The organism is Pseudomonas putida, assembly GCF_028682175.1.
Classification (GTDB): Bacteria; Pseudomonadota; Gammaproteobacteria; order Pseudomonadales; family Pseudomonadaceae; genus Aquipseudomonas; species Aquipseudomonas putida_AD.
Genome location: NZ_JANHKS010000027.1, coordinates 54,490 through 81,092 on the forward strand (window position 1 = coordinate 54,490; position 26,603 = coordinate 81,092).

A 26,603-nucleotide genomic window follows, 5' to 3' on the forward strand; every position below is an offset into this window, starting at 1 on the left:
GCCCACAAGGTGACCGGTTCATCCTAAGGAATTCGCATGAAAAAGACCTTGTTGTTCACCGCACTCGCGGCTGCCCTTTCCATCGGCGCGGCTCAAGCCGGCGAGAAACTGGTTGTCGGCGCGACGCCGGTTCCCCACGCCGAGATCCTGGAGCTGATCAAGCCTGAGCTGGCCAAGGAAGGCGTGGATCTGGAAATCAAGGTCTTCACCGACTACGTACAGCCAAACGTTCAACTGAACGAGAAACGCCTGGACGCCAACTACTTCCAGACCAAGCCTTACCTGGACGGCTTCAACAAGGGCAAGGGTGCGACCCTGGTCACCGGCGTTGGCGTACACGTTGAACCGTTCGGCGGCTACTCGAAGAAGTACAAGTCCCTGGCTGACCTGCCAGTGGGCGCGACCATCGCCATTCCAAACGAAGGCAGCAACGCCGGCCGTGCACTTCTGCTGCTGCAGAAGGCTGACCTGATCAAGCTGAAAAACCCGACCGACGCCCTGGCAACGCCGAAAGACATCGCCGAGAACCCGAAGAAATTCAAGTTCCGCGAGCTGGAATCGGCTGTACTGCCACGTGTTCTGGATCAGGTCGATCTGGACATGATCAACACCAACTACGCGCTGGAAGCCAAGCTGAGCCCGAAAAAAGACGCGCTGATCCTGGAAGGTGCCGACTCGCCATACGTGAACTACCTGGTGACCCGCACCGACAACGCCCATGCTGACGCTATCGAGAAGCTGTCCAAGGCGCTGACCAGCCAGCAGGTCAAGGACTTCATCAACAAGAAGTACGACGGCGCGGTATTGCCGGCGTTCTGATGATGTAACGTTCGCAGACTAATCCCGTAGCAGCACGGCTTGCCGGCGGGGGCGGTGTATCAGTCGAATAATGTTTGTCTGACACACCGCTCCCGCCGGCGAGCCGTGCTGCTACGGACCGGTGGCGATCAGTTCGTAAGATTTCCAACGCCGACGGCCTGTACCCGCGTCGGCGTTTTTGCGTGCGTGCCCAGGGCACGGCCCAACGCACGCTCAAGGGCAATGAGCAGCTTGACGTTGTCTTCCTGAGCCTTGTCGAGCGCGTTGTCGTTTCCACGTACCGGCATGATCGGTCCTCTTTGTGTTATCCCTGACATCGGTGGATCGCAGCTGCTTCGCTGCGAGACCGGGGATAGACACTCATCTTGCTCCCTGGGTTCGCACCCGAAGATAAGAATTTGGTAACGCCGTGGTTACCAGGAGATGGCATATCAATAGCGCTAGCACGTTCAGCGCTAACCATATTCCCCAACGGTATTTAAATATCGTTTCTTATATCTATAAAGTCTCTACTTCAAAGCCAATGCCTTTTTGGAGTCGGAGTACTCATGCCAGCAGCCTCCCAAGCTTCTACGTCCGCACAAGCGCCGGATCAGCAGTTCGATGTACGTCCATTCGCCGAGAAGGTGGGTGCCGAGATCGTCGGTCTGGACCTGTCCCGCCCGCTCAATGACGCAGATTTCGCCCGTGTGCATCGCGCGCACCTGGATCACCACGTCGTGGTCTTCCGCGACCAGCAGATCACCCCGCAACAGCAGATCGATTTCAGCCGCCGCTTTGGCGTGCTGCAGATTCACGTGCTCAAGCAGTTTTTGCTCGCCAACCATCCGGAAATCCTGATCGTCTCCAACATCGTCGAGAACGGTCAGCCGGTGGGCCTGGGTGACGCCGGCAAATACTGGCACTCGGACCTGTCCTACAAGGAACTGCCGAGCCTGGGCTCGATGCTTTACGCCCAGGAGCTGCCAAGCGAAGGGGGCGACACCCTGTTCGCCGACATGCACCAGGCCTGGGAAACCCTGCCTGAGCACCTGCGCAAAGCCGTCGAAGGCCGCAGTGCCGTGCACAGCTACACCTCGCGCTACCGCGATGGCCGCAACGCCGAAAACTGGCGCCCGACCCTGAGCGCCGAGCAACTGGCCCAGGTCGCCGTGGTCAGCCACCCGATCGTGCGCACGCACCCTGAGAACGGCCGCAAGGCGCTGTTCGTCAGCGAAGGCTTCACCACTCATATCGTCGGTATTCCTGAAGACGAAAGCCGCGCAATCCTCGAAGAGATCTACGCCCACAGCGTGCGTCCGGAAAACGTGCTGCGTCACAAGTGGCAGGAAAACGACATGGTCTTCTGGGACAACCGTTCGCTTATCCACCTGGCGGGCGGCACGCCGGATCACCTGCGCCGTCGTCTGCACCGCACCACCATCCAGGGCGATGCTCCGTTCTGATTCATGCACCAATCCGGGAGCCCGCTCCATGAATGCTGTTCTGCAAAGCCACACGGCTAGCGATCGCTTGAACGCGCAACAGGCCAACCAGCCTACCGCTGAAGCGCTGTTGCAAGTCCAGGGCGTAAGCCTTGAATACCGCACGCCGGAACGCGTGGTGCGGGCCACTCACCAGGTGAGTTTTGAAATCGACCCCGCCGACCGCTTCGTGCTGCTCGGCCCCTCGGGCTGCGGCAAGTCGACGCTGCTCAAGGCCGTGGCGGGGTTCATCGCCCCGGTTGAAGGACAGATTCGTCTCGCTGGCCAGCAGGTCAGGGAACCGGGCCCGGATCGCATCGTGGTGTTCCAGGAGTTCGACCAGTTGCCGCCGTGGAAAACGGTGATCGAGAACGTCATGTTCCCGTTGCTGGCGTCGCGCACTCTCAAGCGCCGCGAGGCCGAAGAGCGGGCGCGGCATTATCTGGAGAAGGTCGGGCTTAGCGCGTTTGCCAATGCGTATCCGCACACCTTGTCCGGCGGCATGAAGGCCCGCGTGGCGATTGCCCGTGCGCTGGCGATGCAGCCGAAGATCCTGCTGATGGACGAGCCGTTCGCGGCGCTCGATGCCCTGACCCGTCGCAAGATGCAGGAAGAGTTGCTGGAGCTGTGGGAAGAGGTGCGCTTTACCTTGCTGTTCGTCACGCACTCCATCGAGGAAGCGCTGGTGGTGGGCAACCGCATCCTGCTGCTGTCGCCCCATCCGGGGCGTGTACGGGCGGAGATCAACAGCCACCAGTACGACCTGAAAAGCCTGGGCGGCGTGGATTTCCAGCGCTCGGCCCAACGCATCCACAACCTGTTGTTCGACGAGGGCGATGCGCCGGTGGTCGAGCAGGATCTGCGGTTTCAGGATATCCGGATTGCCTACTAACACCGCCTCCCCCCTGTAGGAGTGAGCTTGCTCGCGATAGCGCTGTGTCATTCGACGAATGTGTCACTGACCAACTGCCATCGCGAGCAAGCTCACTCCTACAGGGGATAGGGCTGACTTCAATAGAGATTTCACCATGAGCCTTTCCCCTCCGATCCGCGAGGAATACGAAATCGCGCTGGAGCCTTTCACCCAGGCTGACCTTGCGCGTGAGATTCCTCTGGCCCAACGCATCTGGCAACAGGGCTGGGTGCGCAAGACCGTGATCCTGATTGCCCTGGCGGTGATCTGGGAGATCGCGGCGCGCATCCAGGGTAACGACCTGCTGCTGCCCAGCTTCCTGCAAACCGCCAAGGCCTTTGTCGATGGCGTCGTCACTGGCGAGTTGCTGGCCAAGGTGTGGATTTCCCTGACCGTACTGGTCAAGGGTTACCTGATCGGCATCGTGCTGGCGTTCGGCATGACCACCCTAGCCGTCTCGACCCAACTGGGCCGCGACCTGCTGGGCACGCTGACTTCGATGCTCAACCCGCTGCCGGCCATCGCGCTGTTGCCGCTGTCGCTGTTGTGGTTCGGCCTGGGCGAGAACAGCCTGATTTTCGTACTGGTGCATTCGGTGCTGTGGGCGCTGGCGCTGAACACCTACGCAGGGTTTCTCGGCGTTTCGGAAACCCAGCGCATGGCCGGTCGCAACTATGGCCTGAAGGGCATTCGCTTCGTCTGGCACATCCTGATTCCCGCCGCGCTGCCGTCGATCCTGGCCGGCTTGAAGATCGGCTGGGCCTTCGCCTGGCGCACGCTGATCGCCGCCGAGCTGGTGTTTGGCGCCTCTTCGGGCAAGGGCGGCCTTGGCTGGTACATCTTCCAGAACCGCAACGAGCTGTACACCGACAAGGTATTCGCGGGGCTGGCGGCGGTCATCATCATCGGCCTGCTGGTGGAAAACCTGTTGTTCAGCAATGTAGAGCGCCTGACCGTGAAGCGTTGGGGCATGCAGCGCTAACTGTTCCCGTAGCAGCACGGCTTGCCGGCGGGGACGTACTCAAGATCGCTCCCGCCGGCAAGCCGTGCTGCTACGAAATCTTCATCCACTTCAATGGTTTTTTATTTGTGAGGGCTTCATGGGGAATTCAATCAAACGCCCGCTGCTGACTGCGCTGGCGGCAACTCTGGGTCTGGTGGGCGTGCTGTCGAGCAGCGGTGCCCAGGCCGAAGGCAAGATCAGCATCGCCCAGCAATTCGGTATCGGTTACCTGATTCTCGACGTGGTGCAGCAACAGAAGCTGATCGAGAAGCACGGCAAGGAGCAGGGCATCGACATCAAGGTCGACTGGAATAGCATCTCCGGCGCTACCGCGATGAACGAAGCGCTGCTGGCGGGCGCGCTGGATGTGGTATCGGCTGGCGTGCCGCCGATGCTGACCATCTGGGACCGCACCAAGGGCAAGCAGAACGTGAAAGCCATCGCCTCGCTGGGCTCGATGCCCAACTACCTGCTCAGCAACAACCCGAACGTAAAGACCCTTAACGACTTCACCGACAAGGACCGCATTGCCGTGCCGGCGGCCGGTGTGGGCTTCCAGTCGCGGACCTTGCAGATCGAAACCGCCAAGCTATTCGGTAACGACAACTTCAAGAAATTCGACAACATTTCCGTCAGCCTGCCGCACCCGGACGCCACTTCGGCGCTGATCGCAGGCGGCTCGGAAATCAGCGCGCACTTCTCAAGCCCGCCGTTCCAGTACCAGGAACTGGAAAACGACAAGGTGCACAAGGTGCTGAGCTCCTACGACGTGCTGGGCGGCCAGGCGACGTTCAACGTGCTCTACACCACCCAGAAATTCCACGACGAAAACCCCAAGACCTACAAAGCGTTCTACGACGCGCTGGCTGAGGCCGAGAAGATCATCAAGGCCGACAAGAACGCAGCGGCCAAGACCTACATCGAGGTCGAGAAGTCCAAGCTGCCGTTGCCGCTGGTGGAGAAGATCGTCTCCGATCCGGAAATCGACTTCACCGTCGTGCCGCAACGTACCTTCATCTACGCCGAGAAGCTGCATGAGCTGGGCGTGCTGAAGAACAAGGCCGACAGCTGGAAGGATTTCTTCTTCGAAGAAGCCCACGGCGGCGCGGGTAGCTGATCCCCCGTCCCCTGTAGGAGTGAGCTTGCTCGCGATTGCGGTATGCCTGACGCTTGAATTCCGTCTGACATAACGCCATCGCGAGCAAGCTCACTCCTACAGGTTTTGTGGTGGGCAGTCGTTTCGAGAGCACCTCGCCCTGCGGTTTGGGCAATGCCATGAGCGTTGAAAGGAACCCTGATCTACGCTCAGAGTCGCATGGTCACGTCGCGCCAGTCTTTCTGGCCACGTTGTGGACAACGGACTCGCCGCAAAGGAGCTTGCATGCCCGCCCAACCTTCGACGCGTGGATTCAGACTGCCCATCCTTGGGCTGTGCCTTTGCCTGGCGCTGATGGCCGGGTGTGGCGACAAGAAACCCAGCGAACCGGTGCGCCCGCGCGTTCAGATTCAGGAAGTCAAAACCGCTGAATTCGCCGCCGCCGTCACCCTGACGGGCGATATCCAGGCCCGGGTGCAGACCCAGCTCTCGTTCCGCGTGGGCGGCAAGATCATTCAGCGTTCGGTGGATGTCGGCGATCGCATCACCGCCAAGCAAGTGCTGGCCAGGCTCGACCCCAAGGATTTGCAAACCAGCGTCGATTCGGCCGTGGCTGCCGAAGCCGCCGAGCAGGCGCGGGTCAAACAGACCGCTGCGGCGTTCGTGCGCCAGCAGAAACTCCTGCCCAAGGGTTACACCAGCAAGAGCGAATATGACTCCGCCCAGGCGCAACTGCGCAGCAGCCAGAGCGCGCTCAAGGCCGCCCAGGCGCAACTGGCCAACGCCCGCGAGCAACTGGGTTACACCGCGCTGATCGCCGATGCGCCGGGGATCATCACTGCTCGTCAGGCGGAAGTCGGCCAGGTGGTGCAGGCGACGATGCCGATTTTCAGCCAGGCCCGCGATGGCGAACGTGACGCGGTGTTCAACGTCTACGAATCACTGTTCGTTCAGCCGCCCACCGATCAGCCGGTGGAAGTCACGCTGCTCGATAACCCGAAAATCAAGGCCAGCGGCAAGGTGCGCGAAGTCACCCCGGCGGTGTCCGCGCAGACCGGAACTTTGCAGGTAAAAATCGCCCTCAGTTCGTTGCCCGAAGGCATGGACCTGGGTTCGGTGGTCAGCGCCGCGCTCACGGTGCCCGCCAGGCAAAGTGTCGAGCTGCCGTGGTCGGCGCTGACCAAGGGCCTGGGCGATCAGCTCGGCCAGCCTGCGGTGTGGGTGGTCGATGACCAGAACAAGGCCAGCTTGCGTGGCGTCAAGGTGGGGCGTTATCTGACCGGCAAAGTCATCATCGTCGATGGCCTGAAAAACGGCGAAAAGGTGGTGATCGCGGGTAATCAGCTGCTGCACCCGGACATGCAGGTCGAACTGGCCCAGGTCTACAAACAACCGGTGGGAGCAACGCAATGAAGCGTCTGCCGCTGGTGGTGATGGGTGCGCTTTTGTTGGCGGCCTGTAGCAAGGAAGAGCCTGCGCCGGAGCCGGTTCGCCCGGTGCTGTTCATGGAGGTCAAGCCTCAGGCCGAAGAGAGCCTGGGTCGCTTCGCCGGCAACATCGCGGCGCGCTATGAAAGCACCCTGGGTTTTCGTGTCTCGGGACGCATCGCGTCGCGCAGCGTCGATGTGGGCAGCGAGGTGGAAAAAGGCCAGCTGCTGGCCACTCTCGACCCCACGGACTTGCAAAACCAGGTACGCGCCAGCCAGGGCGACCTGGCCAGGGTGCAGGCGCAGTACATCAATGCCCAGGCCAATGCCCGGCGCCAGCAGGAGCTGTTCGACCGTGGCGTGGGCGCCCAGGCGGCGCTGGACGTCGCGGTGACCGACCTGAAAACCACCCAGTCGTCCTTCGATCAGGCCAAGGCCTCGGTGCAGCAGGCGCAGGATCAATTGAGCTACAGCGAATTGCGAACCGACCACGCCGCCGTCGTGACTCAATGGAAAGCCGAGGCCGGGCAAGTGGTCAGCGCCGGTGAACAGGTGGTGACCCTGGCCCGCCCCGACATCAAGGAAGCGGTGATCGACCTGCCCGCGCCGCTGGCCGAACAGTTGCCGCAGGATGTGGTGTTCAAGGTCGCCAGTCAGCTTGAGCCGGATATCAACACCACCGCGACCCTTCGCGAACTGGAACCCCAGGCCGAAAGCTCGACCCGCACCCGTCGTGCACGCCTGACGCTGGCTGACACGCCAACGGCATTCCGGCTGGGCACGGCGATCAGCGTCACCCTGAGTTCGGCCATCGAGCCGCGCATCGAGTTGCCCGCCAACGTGCTGCAGGAAGCCGACGGCCAGACCCGGATCTGGATCGTCGACATGCAGAGCCAGACCGTTTCCCCGCACCCGGTAAAAGTCGTCAGCCGTGACGGCAACACCGTGGTGCTGGCCGGTGGAGTCAAGGGCGGCGAGCGCGTGGTCACGGCCGGGGTGAACAGCCTCAAGCCCGGTCAGAAAGTCAAAGTCGATAAGGACAGCCCACGATGAAAGGGAACTTCAACCTCTCCGAATGGGCGATCAAGCATCAGTCCTTCGTCTGGTACCTGATGTTCGTCGGCCTGCTGATGGGCGTGTTCTCCTACATGAACCTGGGTCGCGAGGAAGACCCGTCGTTCACCATCAAGACCATGGTCATCCAGACCCGCTGGCCCGGCGCGACGGTGGACGAAACCCTCGAACAGGTCACCGACCGCATCGAGAAGAAGCTCGAAGAGCTGGACTCCCTCGACTACGTGAAAAGCTACACCCGGCCAGGGGAATCGACGGTCTACGTCTACCTGCGCGACACCACCAGCGCCGCTGCGATTCCTGAAATCTGGTACCAGGTGCGCAAGAAGATCGACGACATTCGCGGCACCTTTCCCCAGGGCATTCAGGGGCCTGCGTTCAACGACGAATTCGGTGACGTGTTCGGCTCCATCTACGCTTTCACTTCCGACGGCCTGACCCTGCGCCAGTTGCGCGATTACGTGGAGCAGGTGCGGGTGCAAATTCGCGATGTGCCGGGGCTGGGCAAGATCCAGATGATCGGCCAGCAGGACGAAGTGATTTACCTGAATTTCTCCACCCGCAAACTGGCAGCCCTGGGCCTCGATCAGCGGCAGGTCGTGCAGAGCCTGCAAGCGCAGAACGCCGTGACGCCTGCGGGGGTGATCGAAGCCGGGCCCGAGCGGATTTCCGTGCGCACCTCCGGGCAGTTCGAGTCGGAGAAGGACCTCGAGAACGTGAACCTGCGGCTCAATGACCGTTTCTATCGGTTGAGCGACGTCGCTGAAATCAGCCGCGGCTATGTCGATCCAGCCAAGCCGCTGTTCCGCTTCGACGGCAAGCCTGCCATCGGCCTGGCCATCGCGATGAAGAAGGGCGGCAACGTCCAGGAGTTCGGCAAGGACCTGCACGCGCGCATGGACCAGGCCACCGCCGACCTGCCCATCGGCGTGGGTGTGCACGTCGTGTCCGATCAGGCGCAGGTGGTCGAGAAGGCCGTGGGCGGCTTTACCAGCGCGCTGTTCGAGGCGGTCATCATCGTGTTGGTGGTCAGCTTCATCAGCCTTGGCGTACGTGCAGGGTTGGTGGTCGCGTGCTCGATCCCGCTGGTGCTGGCGATGGTCTTCGTGTTCATGGAATACAGCGGCATCACCATGCAGCGTATTTCCCTCGGCGCGCTGATCATCGCGCTGGGCCTGTTGGTGGACGACGCGATGATTACCGTGGAGATGATGGTCACCCGCCTGGAGCTTGGGGATTCCAAGGAACAGGCCGCGACCTTCGCCTACACCTCCACGGCATTCCCGATGCTGACCGGCACCCTGGTGACCGTGGCCGGGTTCGTGCCCATCGGCCTGAACGCCAGTTCGGCGGGCGAGTACACCTTCACCCTGTTCGCGGTGATTGCCGTGGCGATGCTGGTGTCGTGGGTGGTTGCGGTGCTGTTCGCGCCGGTGATCGGGGTTCACATCCTCAGCGACAAGATCAAGAAGCATGACGAGAAACCACCGGGACGCATCGCCCGGGGCTTCAACGCTTCGATGTTCTGGGCCATGCGCAATCGCTGGCTGGCGATCATCATCACCATCGCGCTGTTCGCCACCGCACTGTTTTGCATGCGCTTCGTGCAGAACCAGTTTTTCCCGTCATCGGACCGTCCGGAGATCCTGCTGGACCTCAACCTGCCGCAGAACGTTTCAATCAACGAGACGCGCAAGGCGGTCGACAGGCTCGAAGCGATCATCAAGGACGACCCGGACATCGTGCGCTGGAGCACCTACATCGGCCAGGGCGCGGTGCGGTTCTACCTGCCGCTGGACCAGCAGTTGGAGAACCCGTACTACGCGCAACTGGTGATCGTCAGCAAGGGCCTGGAAGAGCGGGGCGCGCTGATGGAGCGGCTGAAAAAGCGCCTGCGCGAGGACTTCGTCGGCATCGGCACCTACGTGCAGCCGCTGGAGATGGGCCCGCCGGTGGGGCGGCCGATTCAGTACCGGGTCAGTGGCGACAACATCGATCAGGTGCGTCAGCACGCCATCGACCTGGCCACCCTGCTGGACAAGAACCAGCACATCGGCGAGATGATCTACGACTGGAACGAGCCGGGCAAAGTGCTGCGCATCGACATCAACCAGGACAAGGCGCGCCAGTTGGGGCTGTCGTCCGAGGACGTGGCGCAACTGATGAACACCATCGTGGTGGGCGCCAACGTGACCCAGGTGCGTGACGACATCTACCTCATCAACGTGGTCGGGCGTGCGGTGGATTCGGAGCGCGGCTCGCCGGAAACCCTGCAGAACCTGCAGATCGTCACCCAGGGCGGCACCTCGATTCCGTTGCTGGCGTTCGCCAATGTGCGGTATGAGCTGGAGCAGCCGCTGGTCTGGCGCCGCGACCGCAAACCGACCATTACCCTCAAGGCGGCGGTGCGCGACGAGATCCAGCCTACCGATCTGGTCAAGCAGCTCAAGCCCGATATCGACAAGTTCGCGGCCGACCTGCCGGTGGGTTACAAGATCGCCACGGGCGGTACGGTAGAGGAGAGTGGCAAGGCCCAGGGGCCGATTGCCAAAGTGGTGCCGTTGATGATCTTTTTGATGGCGACCTTCCTGATGATCCAGCTGCACAGCGTGCAGAAGATGTTTCTGGTGGCCAGCGTCGCGCCGCTGGGCCTGATCGGCGTGGTGCTGGCGCTGGTGCCGACGGGCACGCCGATGGGCTTCGTGGCGATCCTGGGGATTCTCGCGCTGATCGGCATCATCATCCGCAACTCGGTGATTCTGGTGACGCAGATTCACGAGTACGAGGTGGCCGGCTACCTGCCGTGGGACGCCGTGGCCGAAGCCACCGAGCACCGCCGCAGGCCGATCCTGCTGACCGCCGCCGCCGCGAGCCTGGGCATGATCCCCATCGCCCGCGAAGTGTTCTGGGGGCCGATGGCCTACGCGATGATCGGCGGGATCATCATCGCCACGCTGCTGACTCTGCTGTTTTTGCCGGCGCTGTATGTGGCCTGGTACAAGATCAAGGAGCCAACCAAAGAGCAGCGCGAGAAGGCCGAAGCCGAGAAGCAGCGGCGCAAGGAGGAACAGAGCGACGAAGGGGCACATCCAGCAGTGGAATGATCCTCAGTTTACTCCGTAGCAGCACGGCTTGCCGGCGGGAGCGGTGTGTCAGCCAATCATTATTCGACTGATACACCGCCCCCGCCGGCAAGCCGTGCTGCTACGGGGATGCGGATGCGTCAAACCCTGCGCCAGACACTCGCCAGCCACGGCTGCTGCTCTCGCGGCAATCCCGCCGGACGGTAATAATGCTCGACCTCGACAAACCCCGCCTCGGTCAGCAACCCACTCCAGGATGCCAGATCATGGAACGAGCCATAGCGCTCGCCCTTCCAGCCTTCCTGGTTGCTCCCCCTCGGGTTTGAACTGAACAGCACACCACCGGGCTTCAACGCCGCCCGCAACTCCTTCAGTACACGCGGCAACTCCTGCCGGGGAACGTGAAACAGCGAGGCATTGGCAAAAATCCCGTCGAAACGCTGGTCAGGCAGGTCCAGCTCCAGAAAGTTCTGATGAAAAACCTCGCAACCACTGTCGGCCCGGGCCATCTCGGCGAAGCGCTCAGAGCCATCCAGACCGACAGCGACATGCCCCATGGCGGTAAAAGTGCGCAGATCCCGCCCCGGTCCGCAGCCGAAATCCAGAATCTGAAACGGTGCCTGGCCCTGAATATTGCGCAACAAGGCGTCGATGTTCTGGCTGACATCGTGATCGCGCGTACCCTCACGAAAATCCTCTGCAACATCGTTGTAGTTGCCAAGGGTGACGGCGGTGATCTGGGCGAGGTCCTGCGGATCGAGTTTCATCGGTACACATTCTGAGCGGGGAAGCGGCCAATATACCCCGCCCCTCGCTTCCCGCAACCTGCCCCGTAGCAGCACGGCTTGCCGGCGGGAGCGGTGTGTCAGATAAAGAATTTCCGACCGACACACCGCCCCGCCGGCAAGCCGTGCTGCTACGAGGTCAGCGCTTGTTCAACCGCAACGCCAGTCGGTCACCGCCCAGTTGAATCACGGCGACCAGAATCACCAGCAACACGATTACGGTAAGCATCACCTGCGTGTCGAAACGCTGGTAACCGTAGCGGTAGGCGATGTCGCCCAGGCCGCCTGCTCCGATGGCGCCGGCCATGGCCGATGAGTTGATCATGGTGACCAGGGTGATGGTGAAGCCTCCGACGATGCCGGGCAGGGCTTCGGGCAGCAGGACGTGCCAGACGATGTGCCAGCGGCGGCAGCCCATGGCCTGGGCGGCTTCGATCAGGCCATGGTCGACTTCGCGCAGGCTGACTTCGGCGATGCGGGCGAAGAACGGTGTGGCGGCGATGGTCAGTGGCACTACGGCGGCCCACACGCCATAGGTGGTGCCGACGATCAGCCGGGTGAAGGGGATCAATGCGACCATCAGGATCAGGAAGGGCACCGAGCGAAAGACGTTCACGAAGGCGCCGAGCACGCGGTTGACGTTCGGCGCTTCGAAGATACCGCCCTTGCCGCTGGTGACCAGAACCACCGCCAGCGGAATCCCCAGAATCAGCGCGATCAGCGATGACACGCCCACCATCAGAAAGGTGTCGATGACGCCTTGCCACAAACGATCAAGCCACATAACCCAGTACCTTCGCGTGTTGCGCCTGTTTGCGGGCGCGGATGAGCAGTTCGTCCACCGACAGTGGCGAGTGAGCGACGGCGAGCAACAGGTGACCCAAAGCCCGCCCCTGAATCCGTTCGACGCCGCCATGCAACAGGCTGACCCGCCCGCCGAAGGCATTGAACAGCGCGGACAGGTCCGGCTCGCTGCCATTGCCGCCGGTGAATTGCAGGTCCAGTACCACGCTGGCATGGCTGGCCGACGGCTGGGGTTGCAGTCGTGCCTGCAGGTCATCCGGGAGCGCGTGTTGCAGCGGCGCGAGCAGGGTCTTGCTGACCTCGTGGCGAGGGTCGCCGAACACCTGCCACACCGGGCCTTGCTCGACGATCCGGCCTTGTTCGAGCACCACCACGCGGTCGCAGATTTCCCGGATCACGGCCATCTCGTGGGTAATCAGAATGATCGTCAGGCCCAGGCGCTGATTGATCTGGCGCAGCAGGCCCAGGATCGACTGCGTGGTTTCCGGGTCCAGTGCCGAAGTCGCTTCGTCGCACAGCAGGATGGCCGGGTCATGCACCAGGGCGCGGGCGATCCCGACGCGCTGTTTCTGGCCGCCCGACAGTTGCGCCGGGTAGGCGTGGTGCTTGTCCTGCAGGCCCACCAGCTCCAGCAACTCGGCGACTTTGCGCTGGCGCTGCGCCTTGGGCACCTTCGCCACTTTCAATGGCAACTCGACGTTCTGCCACACGGTCTTGGCCGACATCAGGTTGAAGTGCTGGAAGATCATGCCGATGCGTCGACGCAGTTCCACCAGTTTGTCTTCGTTGAAGGCGGCGATGTCGATCTGATCGATCAGCACCCGGCCGCTGCTGGGTTGTTCAAGGCGGTTGATGGTGCGGATCAGCGACGATTTGCCTGCGCCACTGCGGCCAATGATGCCGAACACCTCGCCGCGCTGGATATCCAGGTCGATGCCTTGCAGGGCCGCAACCGGTCCCTGCTGGCCCTCGTACATCTTGCCCAACTGGCTGAAACGCACGTGGGCACTGGCTTTTTCCGGGTGCAGTTCGGTCTGGACGGCGCTATGGCTATCGGGCGTTTGCAGCGAGTGTGAGCGTTGCGCGGTGGCGGTCATGGTCAGTTCTTCCAGCCGACCTGGTACAGCGAGCCATTCACTTTATCCAGCGAGGCGCGTACCACAGGGGAGTGTTGGTAGATGTCGATGAACTTCGCCAGGCGCGGGTCGTTCTTGTGGTCCGGCTTGATGACGAACTGGATCACGTACTCGGGGTGATCGAGGCCGTCGAAGAGAATCGCCGAGCCTGCGTCGAAAGTCTTCGCCAGGCGAATGTAGGCCGGGTAGCCCTGCACCAGGTCGGCGTCGTCATAGGCGCGCACCAGTTGCACCGCCTCCACCTGAATGATCTTGAGCTTCTTGGGGTTGGCCGTGATGTCATCTTCGGTGGCCTTGTAGCCTACGCCCGGCTTGAGGGTGATCAGCCCGGCCTTGGCCAGCAGTTGCAAGCCGCGCCCGCTGTTGATCGGATCGTTGGCGATGGCCACGCTGGCGCCGGTGGGCAGCTCGTCGAAGCTTTTGTACTTCTTCGAATACAGGCCCACGTTGTTGATGATTCCGGGGGCGAAAGGGACCAGGTCGAAACCGGAGGCAGCCTTGGCGTTCTCGAGGAAAGGTATGTGCTGGAAGTAGTTCACGTCGATGTCGCCGGCGTTGAGGCTGACGTTGGGCGCGATCCAGTCGGTGTATTCCACCAGCTCGACTTTCAGGCCCTGCTTGTCGGCCTCGGCCACCGCGGCTTCCAGCGGGATGGCGAACGCGGCGGTGGTGCCGACCTTCAAGGGTTGTTCGGCGGCGTGGGTGATGCCGGTGAACAGGCCAAGGGAGAGGGCGAGGGTGAGGAGGGTTTTTGTCATTGTCGGTATTCCGATTCAATTGTCTGATGAGATCTGTTGAATTTTCTGGCCGCCGATCGCGAGCAAGCTCACTCCTACAGGAGCTGCGTCGTTCACGAATCCTCCGATCAACCCCGTACCTGTAGGAGTGAGCTTGCTCGCGATGACGTCAGGCCAGTCGATAAGGATCATTGGTTAGAAACGCGATACCCGGCACCCGCATGGCGCTGCGGCAAACGCCCGTCACCCTCGGCAAACAGCTTCTGGCGCAAAGTGCCGGGTTCGTAGGCGGTCTTGTACGAGCCGCGCCTTTGCAGCTCAGGGATCACCAGGTCGATGAAATCCTCATAGCTCTCCGGGGTGACGATGCGGGTCAGGTTGAAGCCGTCCAGGCCTGTCTCGGCGATCCAGGATTCCAGTTCGTCGGCTACCTGCTGCGGCGAGCCGATCACCGTGATGTAGCGCCCGCCCAGCGCGTGCTGGTCCAGCAGCTTGCGGCGGGTCCAGTCGTTGTTCTTGAGGATCTTCGTCGCCGATTGAATGGCGTTGCTCTTGACGTGCTGGATCGGCTCGTCGAGTTCGTATTCAGAGAAATCGATGGCAGTGGACGCCGAAAAATGCGCCAGCCCTGCCTCGGCGCTGGCGTATCCCAGGTATTCGGCGTGCTTGGCCCGAGCCGCCTCCTCGGTGGCGCCGACGATCACGTTCAGCCCCATGAACACCTTGATGTCGTCCGGGTTGCGGCCGGCTGCCACGGCGCTGGCGCGTACCTTGTCGACCTGCTCGCGGGTCGCGGCCTTGTTCTGCCCACTGATGAACACGCACTCGGCATTGCTGCCGGCGAACGCCAGGCCCCGCTCCGAGCTGCCAGCCTGAAACAGCACCGGCGTGCGTTGTGGCGAGGGCTCGCACAGGTGGTAGCCCTCGACCTGGTAGAACTCGCCGCTGTGGCGCACGTAGTGCACTTTTTCCGGCTGCGCATACACGCGCCTGGCACGGTCCTCGATCACTGCATCGTCTTCCCAGCTGCCTTCCCAGAGCTTGTAGAGCACCTCAAGGTACTCGTCGGCCTGATCGTAGCGGCGGTCGTGCTCGATTTGCTCCGTCAGGCCCATGGCCTTGGCGGCGCTGTCCAGGTAGCCGGTGACGATGTTCCAGCCCACCCGGCCGCGCGTCAGGTGATCGAGCGTCGACATGCGCCGGGCGAACAGATAGGGCGCCTCGTAGGTGAGGTTGGCGGTCAGGCCGAACCCCAGGTGCCTGGTGACCGCTGCCATGGCCGAGACCAGCAGCAGCGGATCGTTGACGGGTAGCTGGATCGACTCCTTCAACGGCACGTCGATGGATTTCTGGTAGACGTCGTAGACGCCGACGATATCCGCGATGAATAGGCCGTCGAAGAGTCCGCGCTCAAGCAGTTGTGCAAGATTCGTCCAGTAGTCGAGCGTCTTGTACTGGGTCGAGGTGTCCCGTGGATGGGTCCAGAACCCGTGGTTGATATGGCCGATGCAGTTCATGTTGAACGCATTGAGCAGGATTTTTTTCTTGCTCATGGGCGGGTAGCCCCCTGAGCGCGGGCACTTTGGTGGTTGTACGTGACCATTGGAACCTCAATTCGATACCGCTTGAGCGGCAGGAAAACTGAATGGGGTCCGGTGGTCCGGTGCATATACCCTAATCGCTTATAAAAAATTACAGAACTAACATTTCGGAATAACCATAGAAGGGAGCATCGACGCTTTCCGCCCTGTCATGCATCGTCATTCCGGATGCCATCGACGCCCACCCGGATCGACCTGGCCGGCGCCCAGCGCGAGTTGTTGCCGACCCGGTCGATGACGCAGTAGGTCACTTCCTGATGCAGGTCTTCCCCGGCTTCCCGTATCAGTTCAGCCGGGACGTGGACGTCGATAGCCTTGCCGACCTGATGCTCGGTGAGTACCGGCAGGTCCATCCGGATATCCCCCCAGCGCAATGTGATTTCGTCGTAAGCCTGCATGTTGGGATAACCGGCGATGGTGATGTCGACGCCGCGTTCGAGTTGCTGTGTACTCAGGCCATCACGCATCACCGCGCTTGCAAAGGTCACGGGTGCCAATCCCTGGTTTTCCTCTCCGTCGGCACTCACCAAATGACCGCCAGGCATCTCCAGTTTGACCCAAAGTTTGCATGCCGGTGATTGCACGGGTTCGCTGCCGATCTTGGTTACTTTGTAGTAAGTCTTCACCTTTCCACTTTGTAGAAAACTTTCCGGAACATGTAGGACGCATGCATTCCCTATGTCGGACTCGGATAACAGTTTTGATGCGACGTAACAGTCTCCCCAGAACAGTTCGATGAGGTCTGCGCATTCCATTTCGCTGTAGGCAGGGATGTGAACCACCAGGTTCGCGGCCGCCAGGGCACCAATACCGTGCTTGTTCGACTGCGGCAGACAAGGCGCCAGGAGCTGGAGGGGCGTGTGGCTGACAGGGGTCTTGATCATGTTCGAATACTCATTGGAATTAAACGACAGAAAAGGCGTTTGCCGATGTTGTTCAACGCAAGTGCAAGTTCACAGCGGCGCCGCTAGTACATGCCTGATGTCTAGCGAAGGCAAACATTACAAACGGTGCAATATTCAGGATTGCTATTTTTCCGAGATTATTTTCGAGGCCGTCACTGAGCTAATTGTGTTGCAGCATTTAAGTCAACAATCAAAAAGATATGAGGCTTTATTAGTGAGTGAAACAGAATGTTCCTACAGAGTTTTCTCTATCAGGGGTGCGGGCGACTGCCCTTGTGTCCTACTCACGGCTGCCATTTATCTGATGCCTACCGAGTAGGGGGGGGCGCTGTGAACCGGTTATTTGTCCGCGCGTAGAGACTCAATTGTCGGGGGGAAGGGAAAAGGCAGATGCAGGCAGGTTTGATAGAAAAACCTGATAGGAGACGCAAGCACCAACGCTTGAGGCCCCAAAAAAACTGACCTGTTCGGTGTTTGCCAAATGTTAGAAAAAAGAAAACGGCGCTCGATGGCGCCGTTTCAAGTAGCAGAGGTGTAGGACTAGTTTCTGCTGCGTTCCAGAAACTGCCGGGTACGTTCCTCTTTGGGATTGGCGAACAACTCCTTCGCGTCGCCCTGTTCGACGATCACGCCCTTGTCGATGAACACCACGCGGTTGGCCACGTCGCGAGCGAACTTCATCTCGTGGGTGACGATGACCATCGTGCGGTTTTCCTCGGCCAGGGCGCGAATGGCGCTGAGCACCTCGCCCACCAGTTCCGGGTCGAGGGCCGAGGTGGGTTCGTCGAACAGAATCACCTCGGGTTCCATCGCCAGCGCACGGGCAATCGCCACGCGCTGTTGCTGCCCGCCGGACAGGCGCCGTGGGTAGGCGTCTTCCTTGCCTGCCAGGCCGACCTTGGCCAGCAGCTTGCGGCCCAGTTCGATGGCCTGTTCACGCGGCACCTTCTTGACCACGGTCGGGCCTTCGATGACGTTTTCCAGCGCGGTGCGATGGGGGAACAGGTTGAAGTTCTGGAACACGAAGCCCACGTGCTGGCGCAACTGGCGGATCAGTGCGGTTTGCTGGCTCAGCGGCTTGCTGCCGTCGATCCTGATGTCACCCACAGTGATGGTGCCGCTGCTCGGTTCCTCAAGCAGGTTCAGGCAGCGCAGCAGGGTGGTCTTGCCCGAGCCGCTGGGGCCGATGATCGCCACCACCTCGCCCGGCTGTACCTTGAGATCGATGCCCTTGAGCACCTGGTTGCCCTTGAATTCCTTGGTCAGTTTCTCAACCGTGATCATGCCTCAGGACTCCTGATCATGGCGGTTGACCCGCGATTCAAGACGGTTCTGGAAGTGCGCGAGCACACTGCACAGTACCCAGTAGATCAACGCAACGGTGATGTACATGGTGAAGACTTCCAGGGTTCTGGAAGAGATCAACTGCGCCTGGCGGAACACTTCCGGCACCTGGATGGTGGCGGCCATGGCCGTGTCCTTGACCAGCGAAATGAAGCTATTGCCCAACGGCGGCAACGCCGTGCGTGCGGCTTGCGGCAGGATCGCCCGGCGCATGGTCTGGGCACGGGTCATGCCGATACTGGCGGCCGCTTCCCATTGGCCCTTGTCCACGGCGCCGATGGCCGAACGCAGGATTTCGCAGGCGTAGGCGGCCATGTTCAACGACAGACCGATCAGGGCTGCGCTGATGGCATCCAGTTCGATGCCCAGGTCAGGCAGGCCGTAATAGATCACGAATAGCTGCACCAGCAGGGGCGTGCCGCGAAAGAACGACACGTAGACCCGCGCGATGGCGCTGATGATCCAGACCTTGGACAGACGCATCAGTGCCAGGCCGAAGCCCAGCACCAATCCGAAAAACATTCCGCCCAGGCTCAAGCCAACGGTGTAGTACGCGCCCTTGAGTAGAAAGGGCGCGGAGTCCAGCGCGAGCTGAATGCTCTCTGAAATCATTTGGTCACGTCAGCCTTGAAGTACTTCTCGGACAGCTTGGCCAGGGTGCCGTCGGCGCGCAGTTTGTCGATGGCCTTGTTCAGGGCTTCCAGCAGCTCAGGCTCGCCCTTGCGCAGTGCGATACCGGCTTCCTGACGGGAGAACGCGGGGCCGGAGATGGCCAGGTTGTCCTTGGTCTTGGTGATCAGGTCCAGTGCGGCCAGGCGGTCAACCAGAATGGCGTCGATACGGCCGACTTTCAGGTCCTGGTACTTGGTCGGATCATCGTCGTAGGTCTTGACGATGGCGCCCGGCACGTTTTCCTTGAGCCACTGTTCATAGTTGGTGCCCAGGCCCACGCCGACCTTCTTGTTGTCCAGGTCCTTTGGCGTCGGGAACTTGTTTTCGTCCTTCTTCTGCACCAGCGCCTGGATACCCGAGACGGTGTAGGGTTCGGAGAAGTCGTATTTCTTCTTGCGCTCGTCGGAGATGGTCACCTGGTTGACCACCACGTCCAGACGCTTGGATTCCAGCGCTGCCAGGATGCCGGCCCACGGGGTAGCGCTCAGCTTGACCTTGACGCCCAGCTCCTTGGCCAGCGCTTCAGAGAACTCGACCTCGAAACCGGTCAGCTTGCCGTCTTCACCCACGAAGCTGAAAGGCGGGTAGGTGCCTTCCAGGCCGACGTTGAGGGTGCCGTTCTTTTTGATGGTCGCCAGTTGCTCGCCAGCGACGGCCTGAGTCACCAGGCCGGTGCCCAGCACCAGACCCAGAGCCGATAGCAGGAAGGTACGACGGATAGCAGACATGTTCATGTGAGTCCCCTGTTTTTAATTGGTATGTCAGGTTAGCGTCAGACCTGACGAAACTACTGTGGCACCGCGTGTTTATCCAGCTTTTTTAGCGCGCTTGGCGGGTGCTGGCGTGAATCATATGAGGCGTTGGTTAGGATTAAAAATAATTAAAAATGAATCGCTTATCTTTTTTTTGAATATAGAACTTTGCGCAACCAGGTGACACGACACCTTCCCGTAGCAGCACGGCTTGCCGGCGGGGGCGTCGTGTCAGGCAATGCAGTATCGATTGACCCACCGCGCCCGCCGGCAAGCCGTGCTGCTACGGGGTGCTGATCAGCCTGAAAACACATCCGGGTACGCAAACAGAGCAGGCGCGCCGCCGGTGTGCAGGAAGATCACCGGGCCGTCGTCCAGGCGATGGCGACCGATGCCATCCAGCAGCCCGGCCATGGCCTTGCCGGTGTATACCGGGTCCAGCAACAGGCCTTCCTGGCTGGCCAGCAGCTTGACCGCCGCCAGCGTGCCGGCGTTGGGCTCGCCATAACGCGGGCCGTAATACTCGTCCCATAGCTGCACCTTGAACGCCTGCGGCAACGATGTGCCCAGCAGTTCGACGGTGCGCTCGGCCAGGCCCTGAACCTTGGGTGCCTGGGTTTCTTCCGGGCGCGAGACTGTCACGCCAATCACTGGCAACTGCGGCAAGGCTTCGGCCAGCGCCAGCGCCAGACCGCTGTGGGTGCCTGCGCTGCCGGAGGCGAGCACCACGGCAGCGAAATCAACGCCTGTGGCCTTGATCTGCTCGGCCAGCTCAAAGCCTGCCCGCACATAACCCAAGGCCCCTAGCGCATTGGAGCCACCGATGGGCACCAGGTAGGGTTTCTTGCCGCTGGCCTGCAAGCGCGCGGCCAGGGCCTGGAGCAGCTCGTCGGCGTTGTCCAGGTTTTCCACCAGCTCGACCTTGGCGTCGAACAGATCCAGCAGCAGGCGGTTGCCGTTGCCCAGGTAGTTGCTGTCTTCAGTGGCGATCGGATTTTCCAGCAGCGCAACGCAACCCAGACCCAGTTTGGCGGCCAACGCGGCGGTCTGGCGAACGTGGTTGGACTGGATCGCGCCTGCGGTAATCAGTGTGTCGGCGCCTAACGCCTGCGCATCGGCAGCCAGGTATTCGAGCTTGCGCAGCTTGTTGCCGCCCATCGCCAGCGGCGTGATGTCGTCGCGCTTCACATAGATGTCGCGGCCGGCCCAGGCCGACAGGCGCTCGAGCTTTTCAAGTGGCGTTGGCGCGCCCAGCAGTTCCAGGCGATTGAAGCGGTCGAGCTGTTGTTTGATCATGATGATGTCGGTACGTCTTGCGAGTGAGTCGCTGGACTATAGGCAGACCCTTCCTGCAGGGCAACCTGACCGATCGCTGATGACTGCGGGTTATGACCTCACGAAAATTGTTATTTTTTTGCCCTGAATGATTGCCGTAGAGTGATCCAACCTTCGGCCATGTCCAGCCTGACGAGCCGTCGAACTGAGGAGAAATCTGCGTGAGCACTATTCCTGAACTGTCCCCGCAAGACTGTGCCCAGGGCGTGACCGGCCATTGGCAATTGCAGCGGATCGTTGGTGAGTTGCGCGCCGCACGTGATGACTGGCGCACCAGCAACGGCCGCATCAGTGGCGAGAAGGGCGGCCGCGAGCTGCCTTCGCGCGAAGCCCTGCGCGACATCCTGGAAGCCTTGTGTGGTGCGTTGTTCCCGATGCGTCTGGGGCCGGTTGATCTGCGCGAGGAAAGCGAAGACTTCTACGTGGGCCACACCCTGGACGTGGCGCTCAATTCCCTGCTGGCCCAGGCGCGCCTTGAGCTGCGTTATGTCGCTCGCCAGCGTGGCGAAGACGCCAGTTGCGCCGACGTGCACGCCGAGCGGCTGATTCAGGATTTCGCCAGTGCGCTGCCGGGCATCCGCCGGATTCTCGATACCGACGTGCTGGCCGCCTATCACGGTGACCCGGCGGCGCGCAGTGTCGATGAGGTGTTGCTGTGCTACCCGGGCATTCTGGCGATCATTCATCACCGCCTGGCCCACCACCTGTACCTCAACGGCCTGCCGCTGCTGGCGCGGATCAGCTCGGAGCTGGCGCACTCGGCCACCGGTATCGACATCCACCCTGGGGCCAGGATCGGCCCGAGCTTCTTCATCGATCACGGCACCGGTGTGGTGATCGGCGAGACGGCGATCATCGGCGAGCGCGTGCGGATTTATCAGGCCGTGACCCTGGGCGCCAAACGGTTCCCGGCCGATGAAGACGGCCAGTTGCAGAAAGGCCATGCGCGCCATCCGATCGTTGAGGATGACGTGGTGATCTATGCCGGGGCGACCATTCTGGGACGCATCACCATCGGCCAGGGCTCGACCATTGGTGGTAACGTCTGGCTGACCCGCGGCGTGCCGTCGGGCAGCAACGTCAACCAGGCGAACCTGCAGCATGATGACGGGACGCAGAAGTAACGACTCCCGTTTCCTGTAGGAGTGAGCTTGCTCGCGATTGCGTCAGAACGGTCACATTGATGGTGCCTGACACACCGCCATCGCGAGCAAGCTCACTCCTACAGGTCCATGGTTCGACGCCTTTGTTGTGTACCCGTCAGTCCCCGCGATTGGTCCTCCACCCCCTATCCGTGCTTTAATTGAACGTTCAATCAAGTTAAACCGGTGGTTCGCTGCCCTCACAACAGGAGGCCTACCCTTGCCGCATCAGCCTTGCATGAACGTTTCTTCCACCTTCGCAACGGTGGCCGCATGAGCGTTCCGAACGCGCAGAACAGCGCGCCGGTCCGCATGAATGCCCCCGTTTTCTACTTCGCTGCGTCCTTCATCCTGATCTTCGGGTTGGTGGTCATCAGCTTCCCCGAGGCCTCAGGCCAGTGGCTGCTCGCTGCGCAGAACTGGGCGGCCAATACCGTCGGCTGGTACTACATGCTAGCCATGACCCTGTACCTGCTGTTCGTGATCGTCACGGCGTTTTCCGGTTACGGGAAGATCAAGCTCGGGGCCGATCATGACGAACCGGAGTTCAGCTACTTGTCATGGGCAGGCATGCTGTTCGCCGCCGGGATCAGCATCACGCTGTTTTTCTTCTGTGTGTCAGAGCCGCTGACTCATTTGCAGCAACCGCCACAAGGCGCTGGCGGCACCACCGAGGCCGCACGTCAGGCCATGCAGTTGCTGTTTCTGCACTGGGGCCTGCACGGCTGGGGTGTGTTTGCATTCGTCGGCATGGCGCTGGCGTACTTCGCCTATCGCCACAACCTACCGCTGGCGCTGCGTTCGGCGCTGTACCCGCTGATCGGCAAGCGCATCAACGGGCCAATCGGCTACGCGGTGGACGGCTTCGGCATCATCGCCACCATCTTCGGCCTGGGCGCCGACATGGGTTTTGGCGTGCTGCACCTGAATTCGGGGCTGGATTACCTGTTCGGCGTGCCCCATACCCAGTGGATACAAGTTGGCCTCATTACCCTGATGATGGGCGCGGCGATCCTGGTGGCGGTGGCCGGTGTCGACAAGGGCGTGCGCGTCATGTCCGACATCAACATGCTGCTGGCCTGCGCGCTGCTGCTGTTCGTATTGTTCGCCGGTCCCACCCAGCACCTGCTCAACACCCTTGTGCAGAACATCGGTGATTACCTCGGAGCGTTGCCGGTCAAGAGTTTCGATGTGTACGCCTATGACGGTCCCAGCGCCTGGCTGGGTGACTGGACGGTGTTCTATTGGGCCTGGTGGATTGCCTGGTCGCCGTTCGTGGGTTTGTTCATCGCTCGTATTTCCCGGGGGCGGACGATTCGCGAATTCGTCTTCGGCGTGCTGCTGATCCCGCTCGGTTTCACCCTGGCGTGGATGTCGATCTTCGGCAACAGCGCCATTGATCAGTTTCTCAATCACGGCATGACAGCGCTGGGGCAGGCGGCCATCGACGACCCGTCCATGGCCTTGTACCTGATGCTGCAAAACTACCCGTGGAGCAAGACCGTTATCGCGGTCACGGTGTTCATCAGCTTCGTGTTCTTCGTCACCTCGGCAGACTCCGGCACGGTGGTGCTGTCCACGTTGTCGGCCAAAGGCGGCAGCCCGGACGAAGACGGGCCGAAATGGCTGCGGGTGTTCTGGGGCGTGATGACGGCGCTGATTACCAGTGGCTTGTTGTTCTCCGGCAGCATCGATGCGTTGAAGTCGGCGGTGGTGCTGACCTCGCTGCCGTTCTCGCTGATTCTGCTGACGATGATGTGGGGGCTGCACAAGGCGTTTTACATGGAGTCCCAACGGCAGATCGCGCAGTTGTACTCGCTGGCGCCGGTGTCCGGATCACGTCGTGGCGGCTGGCGTCAGCGGTTGAGCCAGGCGGTGCATTTCCCTTCCCGGGACGAGGTCTATCGCTTCCTCGACCAGACGGTGCGCCCGGCCATCGAAGAGGTGACGGCAGTGTTCGTCGAGAAAGGCCTGAGCGTCATCGCCCAGCCCGACCCGGTCACCCACACCGTCAGCCTGGAAATCGGCCACGGCGAAGAGCGGCCATTCATCTACCAGGTGGCGATGCGCGGGTATTTCACGCCGTCGTTCGCCCGCGCTGGGATGGGCTCGAAACAACTGAACAACCGCCGCTACTACCGCGCCGAGGTGCACCTGAGCGAGGGCAGTCAGGATTACGACTTGGTGGGTTACACCAGAGAGCAGGTCATCAACGACATCCTCGATCAGTACGAACGGCATATGCAGTTTTTGCATTTGGTGCGATAGGCGTGGGCCCTGGCTGGAATGACATCCGGCCAACACCCACGATCCGTAGCAGCACGGCTTGCCGGCGGGAGCGGTGGGTCAGTGAATGCTGTATCGCCTGACACGACGCTCCCGCCGGCAAGCCGTGCTGCTACGGGGCAAGGTGTTGCTGAGATGTAATGCCCTGCAAATGCCCATGCAGCAACGTCAACGCCGGGGTGTCGAGGGCTTGTGCCGCGTAGCACAGCCCGACCCGGCGAATGAGGTTGGGGATCGGCGCGGGGAGGGTGACGACCCCCTGATGCAGGCCGAGCATGGACGCCGGCAGCATCGCCAGGCCCGCACCCGCTGCGACCAGCCGCAACGCCAGAGTCAACGAACCTGCCACCGCAGCCACCGGTATGGCGCTGCGGGTGTAGAACTCCATCAAGCGCTGATGAGACGGATGCGAGGGGCAGGTAATCCACTGCACATCCAGCAGATCGGCCTCGCTCAATTCGGCGCGTCCAGCAAGGGCATGGTCGGCGGGCAGCGCCAGCACGAAAGTCTCTTCCCAGAGCGGCAGGAACAGCTCGTCTTCGCAGCAATCTTCTTCCACTGACAGCCGCGCATCGCCGCCGCAACCGTCCTGCAGGGTCAGTTGCAGATTGGGCACCACCCGGTAGGCCATCTCCAGAAACGCTTCCAGATGACTGGCGGCGATATCGCCCTCGACCCCGATCCCTAGCAGCAACCGGTCATTGCGCTGACGAAATTGATTGCTCAGCGCCTGGGCTTCAGCCAGCAATCGACGGGCCTGCGGGTACAGCGTGCGCGCGTCGTCGGTGACTTCCACACCCCGAGGCATGCGCTCGAACAGCGTCGTGCCCAGTGCCTCTTCCAGCTGGCGAATGGTGACCGACAGCGTGGGCTGGCTGGTGAACAGGCGTTGGGCGGCCGAAGTGATGTTGCGTTCTTCGAACACCGCAATGAACGCGTTGAGTTGGCGAATATCCATATCAAGAACCGATGTCAGCCAGAGGAATAAAGCATTTTTCAGCGTAAGCGAGGGCTGAATATACTCGCTTCACTGCTTATCCATTGGCGTTTCTTATCGCTGATCCGTTCAGATACAGAAGAGAGGACCGTATGACCTATATCGCTGCCGAAAACCGCTATGAGCGCGTGCCCTATCGCCGCGTAGGCCGCAGCGGCCTGGTACTGCCGGCGCTGTCCATGGGCCTGTGGCACAACTTCGGCGACAGCACGCCGCTGGACACCCAGCGCGCCATGCTGCGTACGGCGTTCGATCTGGGCATCAACCACTTCGACCTCGCCAACAACTACGGCCCGCCCTATGGCAGCGCCGAAATCAACTTCGGGCGTCTGCTCAAGGAAGACTTCAAGCAGTACCGCGACGAGCTGATTATCTCCACCAAGGCCGGCTGGGACATGTGGCCTGGCCCGTACGGCCAGGGCGGCGGCTCGCGCAAATACGTGCTGGCAAGCCTGGATCAGAGCCTTGCGCGCATGGGCCTGGACTATGTGGATATCTTCTATTCGCATCGCTTCGACCCGGACACCCCGCTGGAAGAAACCGCAGGCGCGCTGGCCACCGCCGTGCAGCAGGGCAAGGCGCTGTACATCGGTATCTCTTCCTACTCGGGCGCCAAGACGCGGGAAATCGCAGGGCTTCTGAAAGAGTGGAAAGTGCCGCTGCTGATTCACCAACCGGCGTACAACATGCTCAACCGCTGGGTGGAGAAGGACTTGCTGGACACCACCGAAGAGCTGGGCTCGGGGGTGATTGCGTTCACGGCGCTGGCGCAGGGGCTGCTGTCGGACAAGTACCTGAACGGCATTCCGAAGGATGCGCGGGTCAATCGTCCGGGCGGAGGTTCGCTGCAGGCTTCGCACTTGTCGGAGCAGAACATCGAACATGTGCGTGCGCTGAACGAGATTGCCAAGCGTCGCGGCCAGAGCCTGGCGCAGATGGCCCTGGCCTGGACCCTGCGCGACCCTCGCGTCACCTCGGCGCTGATCGGCGCGAGCCGTCCGGAGCAGATCATCGAGAACGTGGGCGCGCTGGATAACCTGGTGTTTAGCCAGGAAGAACTGGCCGAGATCGACCGGTTCGCGCAGGAAGGCGGGATCAACCTGTGGGCCAGGCCGTCGTTGGCGGAGTGATCCACCTACGGTAACGTGATTTGAAACTCCGACCGTAGCAGCACGGCTTGCCGGCGGGGGCGATCTCAAGGACGCCCCCGCCGGCAGATCGGAAGAGCA

Annotated in this window: 23 protein-coding genes; 11 read left to right on the plus strand and 12 right to left on the minus strand. The window is 61.4% G+C overall.

Translation table 11 applies throughout. The features are described 5' to 3' along the window. The first annotated feature begins 36 nt into the window (after positions 1–36). Complete coding sequence (locus NPS29_RS18445; protein ID WP_274134179.1) at positions 37–819, plus strand: MetQ/NlpA family ABC transporter substrate-binding protein; 783 nt, start codon at positions 37–39, stop codon at positions 817–819. A 128-nt stretch (positions 820–947) separates the two neighbouring features. Here NPS29_RS18445 and NPS29_RS18450 read toward each other — a convergent pair whose 3' ends face one another. Next, on the minus strand, positions 948–1,106 hold the full coding sequence (locus NPS29_RS18450; RefSeq protein WP_274134180.1) for a hypothetical protein: 159 nt from the start codon (positions 1,104–1,106) through the stop codon (positions 948–950). 261 nt (positions 1,107–1,367) lie between these two features. Between NPS29_RS18450 and NPS29_RS18455 the strand changes: the two genes are divergently transcribed. The 7 genes from NPS29_RS18455 to NPS29_RS18485 all read left to right on the plus strand — a co-directional run bounded on the left by NPS29_RS18455 (position 1,368) and on the right by NPS29_RS18485 (position 10,899). Further along, entirely contained in the window at positions 1,368–2,264 is an 897-nt protein-coding gene (locus tag NPS29_RS18455; protein WP_274134181.1) for a TauD/TfdA dioxygenase family protein, read from the plus strand. A gap of 28 nt (positions 2,265–2,292) precedes the next feature. Continuing rightward, positions 2,293–3,174, plus strand: coding sequence for an ABC transporter ATP-binding protein (locus NPS29_RS18460; protein ID WP_400611066.1), 882 nt, complete (start codon positions 2,293–2,295; stop codon positions 3,172–3,174). A gap of 136 nt (positions 3,175–3,310) precedes the next feature. Further along, positions 3,311–4,177, plus strand: coding sequence for an ABC transporter permease (locus NPS29_RS18465; RefSeq protein ID WP_274134182.1), 867 nt, complete (start codon positions 3,311–3,313; stop codon positions 4,175–4,177). Between the two features lie 118 nt (positions 4,178–4,295). Further along, positions 4,296–5,315, plus strand: a complete 1,020-nt coding sequence (locus NPS29_RS18470) for an ABC transporter substrate-binding protein (RefSeq protein WP_274134183.1) — start codon at positions 4,296–4,298, stop codon at positions 5,313–5,315. Positions 5,316–5,579: 264 nt separating this feature from the next. Then, entirely contained in the window at positions 5,580–6,707 is a 1,128-nt protein-coding gene (locus NPS29_RS18475; RefSeq protein ID WP_425312532.1) for an efflux RND transporter periplasmic adaptor subunit, read from the plus strand. Then, complete coding sequence (locus NPS29_RS18480) at positions 6,704–7,774, plus strand: efflux RND transporter periplasmic adaptor subunit (protein ID WP_274134184.1); 1,071 nt, start codon at positions 6,704–6,706, stop codon at positions 7,772–7,774. The genes NPS29_RS18475 and NPS29_RS18480 overlap by 4 nt, the downstream gene beginning before the upstream one ends. After that, complete coding sequence (locus NPS29_RS18485) at positions 7,771–10,899, plus strand: efflux RND transporter permease subunit (protein ID WP_274134185.1); 3,129 nt, start codon at positions 7,771–7,773, stop codon at positions 10,897–10,899. Before NPS29_RS18480 ends, NPS29_RS18485 begins: the two co-directional genes overlap by 4 nt. Before the next feature lie 119 nt (positions 10,900–11,018). Here the strand turns inward: NPS29_RS18485 and NPS29_RS18490 are convergent, their stop codons facing one another. From NPS29_RS18490 to NPS29_RS18535, 10 genes are all read right to left on the minus strand, one after another. Next, positions 11,019–11,645, minus strand: coding sequence for a class I SAM-dependent methyltransferase (locus NPS29_RS18490; protein WP_274134186.1), 627 nt, complete (start codon positions 11,643–11,645; stop codon positions 11,019–11,021). Positions 11,646–11,802: 157 nt separating this feature from the next. Beyond that, entirely contained in the window at positions 11,803–12,447 is a 645-nt protein-coding gene (locus NPS29_RS18495) for a methionine ABC transporter permease (protein WP_274134187.1), read from the minus strand. Further along, entirely contained in the window at positions 12,437–13,564 is a 1,128-nt protein-coding gene (locus NPS29_RS18500) for a methionine ABC transporter ATP-binding protein (protein ID WP_274134188.1), read from the minus strand. Before NPS29_RS18500 ends, NPS29_RS18495 begins: the two co-directional genes overlap by 11 nt. Positions 13,565–13,566: 2 nt before the next feature. Then, positions 13,567–14,361, minus strand: a complete 795-nt coding sequence (locus NPS29_RS18505) for a MetQ/NlpA family ABC transporter substrate-binding protein (protein WP_274134189.1) — start codon at positions 14,359–14,361, stop codon at positions 13,567–13,569. A 167-nt stretch (positions 14,362–14,528) separates the two neighbouring features. Continuing rightward, positions 14,529–15,893 carry an LLM class flavin-dependent oxidoreductase gene (locus NPS29_RS18510; protein WP_274134190.1) on the minus strand — a complete coding sequence of 455 codons (1,365 nt, stop codon included), beginning with the start codon at positions 15,891–15,893 and terminating at the stop codon, positions 14,529–14,531. Between the two features lie 197 nt (positions 15,894–16,090). Further along, a complete protein-coding gene (locus NPS29_RS18515; RefSeq protein ID WP_274134191.1) occupies positions 16,091–16,825 on the minus strand; it encodes a hypothetical protein in 735 nt (244 codons plus the stop codon). Between the two features lie 561 nt (positions 16,826–17,386). Beyond that, positions 17,387–18,130, minus strand: a complete 744-nt coding sequence (gene tcyN, locus NPS29_RS18520) for an L-cystine ABC transporter ATP-binding protein TcyN (RefSeq protein WP_274134192.1) — start codon at positions 18,128–18,130, stop codon at positions 17,387–17,389. A gap of 3 nt (positions 18,131–18,133) precedes the next feature. Next, positions 18,134–18,802 (minus strand): cystine ABC transporter permease, encoded by a 669-nt coding sequence (gene tcyL / locus NPS29_RS18525; RefSeq protein ID WP_274134193.1) that lies wholly within the window; start codon positions 18,800–18,802, stop codon positions 18,134–18,136. After that, entirely contained in the window at positions 18,799–19,596 is a 798-nt protein-coding gene (tcyJ, locus tag NPS29_RS18530; protein ID WP_274134194.1) for a cystine ABC transporter substrate-binding protein, read from the minus strand. Before tcyJ ends, tcyL begins: the two co-directional genes overlap by 4 nt. A 315-nt stretch (positions 19,597–19,911) precedes the next feature. After that, the gene (locus NPS29_RS18535) at positions 19,912–20,910 is read right to left on the minus strand and encodes a D-cysteine desulfhydrase (protein ID WP_274134195.1); all 999 of its coding nucleotides are present in this window, start codon (positions 20,908–20,910) and stop codon (positions 19,912–19,914) included. Positions 20,911–21,110: 200 nt separating this feature from the next. On the opposite strand from NPS29_RS18535, the gene epsC reads away from it, so the two are divergent. Together epsC and betT are read left to right on the plus strand one after the other, a co-directional pair. Then, the gene (gene epsC, locus NPS29_RS18540; RefSeq protein WP_274134196.1) at positions 21,111–22,073 is read left to right on the plus strand and encodes a serine O-acetyltransferase EpsC; all 963 of its coding nucleotides are present in this window, start codon (positions 21,111–21,113) and stop codon (positions 22,071–22,073) included. Between the two features lie 291 nt (positions 22,074–22,364). Continuing rightward, the gene (gene betT, locus NPS29_RS18545) at positions 22,365–24,359 is read left to right on the plus strand and encodes a choline transporter BetT (protein WP_274134197.1); all 1,995 of its coding nucleotides are present in this window, start codon (positions 22,365–22,367) and stop codon (positions 24,357–24,359) included. A 130-nt stretch (positions 24,360–24,489) separates the two neighbouring features. On the opposite strand, the gene NPS29_RS18550 is transcribed toward betT, so the two are convergent. Beyond that, positions 24,490–25,335, minus strand: a complete 846-nt coding sequence (locus NPS29_RS18550) for a LysR family transcriptional regulator (protein WP_274134198.1) — start codon at positions 25,333–25,335, stop codon at positions 24,490–24,492. A gap of 131 nt (positions 25,336–25,466) precedes the next feature. Between NPS29_RS18550 and mgrA the strand changes: the two genes are divergently transcribed. Further along, entirely contained in the window at positions 25,467–26,504 is a 1,038-nt protein-coding gene (gene mgrA, locus NPS29_RS18555; RefSeq protein WP_274134199.1) for an L-glyceraldehyde 3-phosphate reductase, read from the plus strand. Positions 26,505–26,603: the final 99 nt, after the last annotated feature.

Excerpts from the sequence above, each read along its gene's own strand:
- mgrA (WP_274134199.1), top strand. The coding sequence starts at position 25,467 with ATGACCTATATCGCTGCCGAAAACCGCTATGAGCGCGTGCCCTATCGC.
- NPS29_RS18550 (WP_274134198.1), bottom strand. The coding sequence starts at position 25,335 with ATGGATATTCGCCAACTCAACGCGTTCATTGCGGTGTTCGAAGAACGC.
- NPS29_RS18480 (WP_274134184.1), top strand. The coding sequence starts at position 6,704 with ATGAAGCGTCTGCCGCTGGTGGTGATGGGTGCGCTTTTGTTGGCGGCC.
- NPS29_RS18505 (WP_274134189.1), bottom strand. The coding sequence starts at position 14,361 with ATGACAAAAACCCTCCTCACCCTCGCCCTCTCCCTTGGCCTGTTCACC.
- NPS29_RS18460 (WP_400611066.1), top strand. The coding sequence starts at position 2,293 with ATGAATGCTGTTCTGCAAAGCCACACGGCTAGCGATCGCTTGAACGCG.
- betT (WP_274134197.1), top strand. The coding sequence starts at position 22,365 with ATGAGCGTTCCGAACGCGCAGAACAGCGCGCCGGTCCGCATGAATGCC.
- NPS29_RS18535 (WP_274134195.1), bottom strand. The coding sequence starts at position 20,910 with ATGATCAAACAACAGCTCGACCGCTTCAATCGCCTGGAACTGCTGGGC.
- tcyN (WP_274134192.1), bottom strand. The coding sequence starts at position 18,130 with ATGATCACGGTTGAGAAACTGACCAAGGAATTCAAGGGCAACCAGGTG.
- NPS29_RS18465 (WP_274134182.1), top strand. The coding sequence starts at position 3,311 with ATGAGCCTTTCCCCTCCGATCCGCGAGGAATACGAAATCGCGCTGGAG.
- NPS29_RS18490 (WP_274134186.1), bottom strand. The coding sequence starts at position 11,645 with ATGAAACTCGATCCGCAGGACCTCGCCCAGATCACCGCCGTCACCCTT.
- NPS29_RS18475 (WP_425312532.1), top strand. The coding sequence starts at position 5,580 with ATGCCCGCCCAACCTTCGACGCGTGGATTCAGACTGCCCATCCTTGGG.
- NPS29_RS18515 (WP_274134191.1), bottom strand. The coding sequence starts at position 16,825 with ATGATCAAGACCCCTGTCAGCCACACGCCCCTCCAGCTCCTGGCGCCT.
- NPS29_RS18455 (WP_274134181.1), top strand. The coding sequence starts at position 1,368 with ATGCCAGCAGCCTCCCAAGCTTCTACGTCCGCACAAGCGCCGGATCAG.
- tcyL (WP_274134193.1), bottom strand. The coding sequence starts at position 18,802 with ATGATTTCAGAGAGCATTCAGCTCGCGCTGGACTCCGCGCCCTTTCTA.
- NPS29_RS18450 (WP_274134180.1), bottom strand. The coding sequence starts at position 1,106 with ATGCCGGTACGTGGAAACGACAACGCGCTCGACAAGGCTCAGGAAGAC.
- NPS29_RS18445 (WP_274134179.1), top strand. The coding sequence starts at position 37 with ATGAAAAAGACCTTGTTGTTCACCGCACTCGCGGCTGCCCTTTCCATC.
- tcyJ (WP_274134194.1), bottom strand. The coding sequence starts at position 19,596 with ATGAACATGTCTGCTATCCGTCGTACCTTCCTGCTATCGGCTCTGGGT.
- NPS29_RS18495 (WP_274134187.1), bottom strand. The coding sequence starts at position 12,447 with ATGTGGCTTGATCGTTTGTGGCAAGGCGTCATCGACACCTTTCTGATG.
- NPS29_RS18485 (WP_274134185.1), top strand. The coding sequence starts at position 7,771 with ATGAAAGGGAACTTCAACCTCTCCGAATGGGCGATCAAGCATCAGTCC.
- NPS29_RS18470 (WP_274134183.1), top strand. The coding sequence starts at position 4,296 with ATGGGGAATTCAATCAAACGCCCGCTGCTGACTGCGCTGGCGGCAACT.
- NPS29_RS18500 (WP_274134188.1), bottom strand. The coding sequence starts at position 13,564 with ATGACCGCCACCGCGCAACGCTCACACTCGCTGCAAACGCCCGATAGC.
- NPS29_RS18510 (WP_274134190.1), bottom strand. The coding sequence starts at position 15,893 with ATGAGCAAGAAAAAAATCCTGCTCAATGCGTTCAACATGAACTGCATC.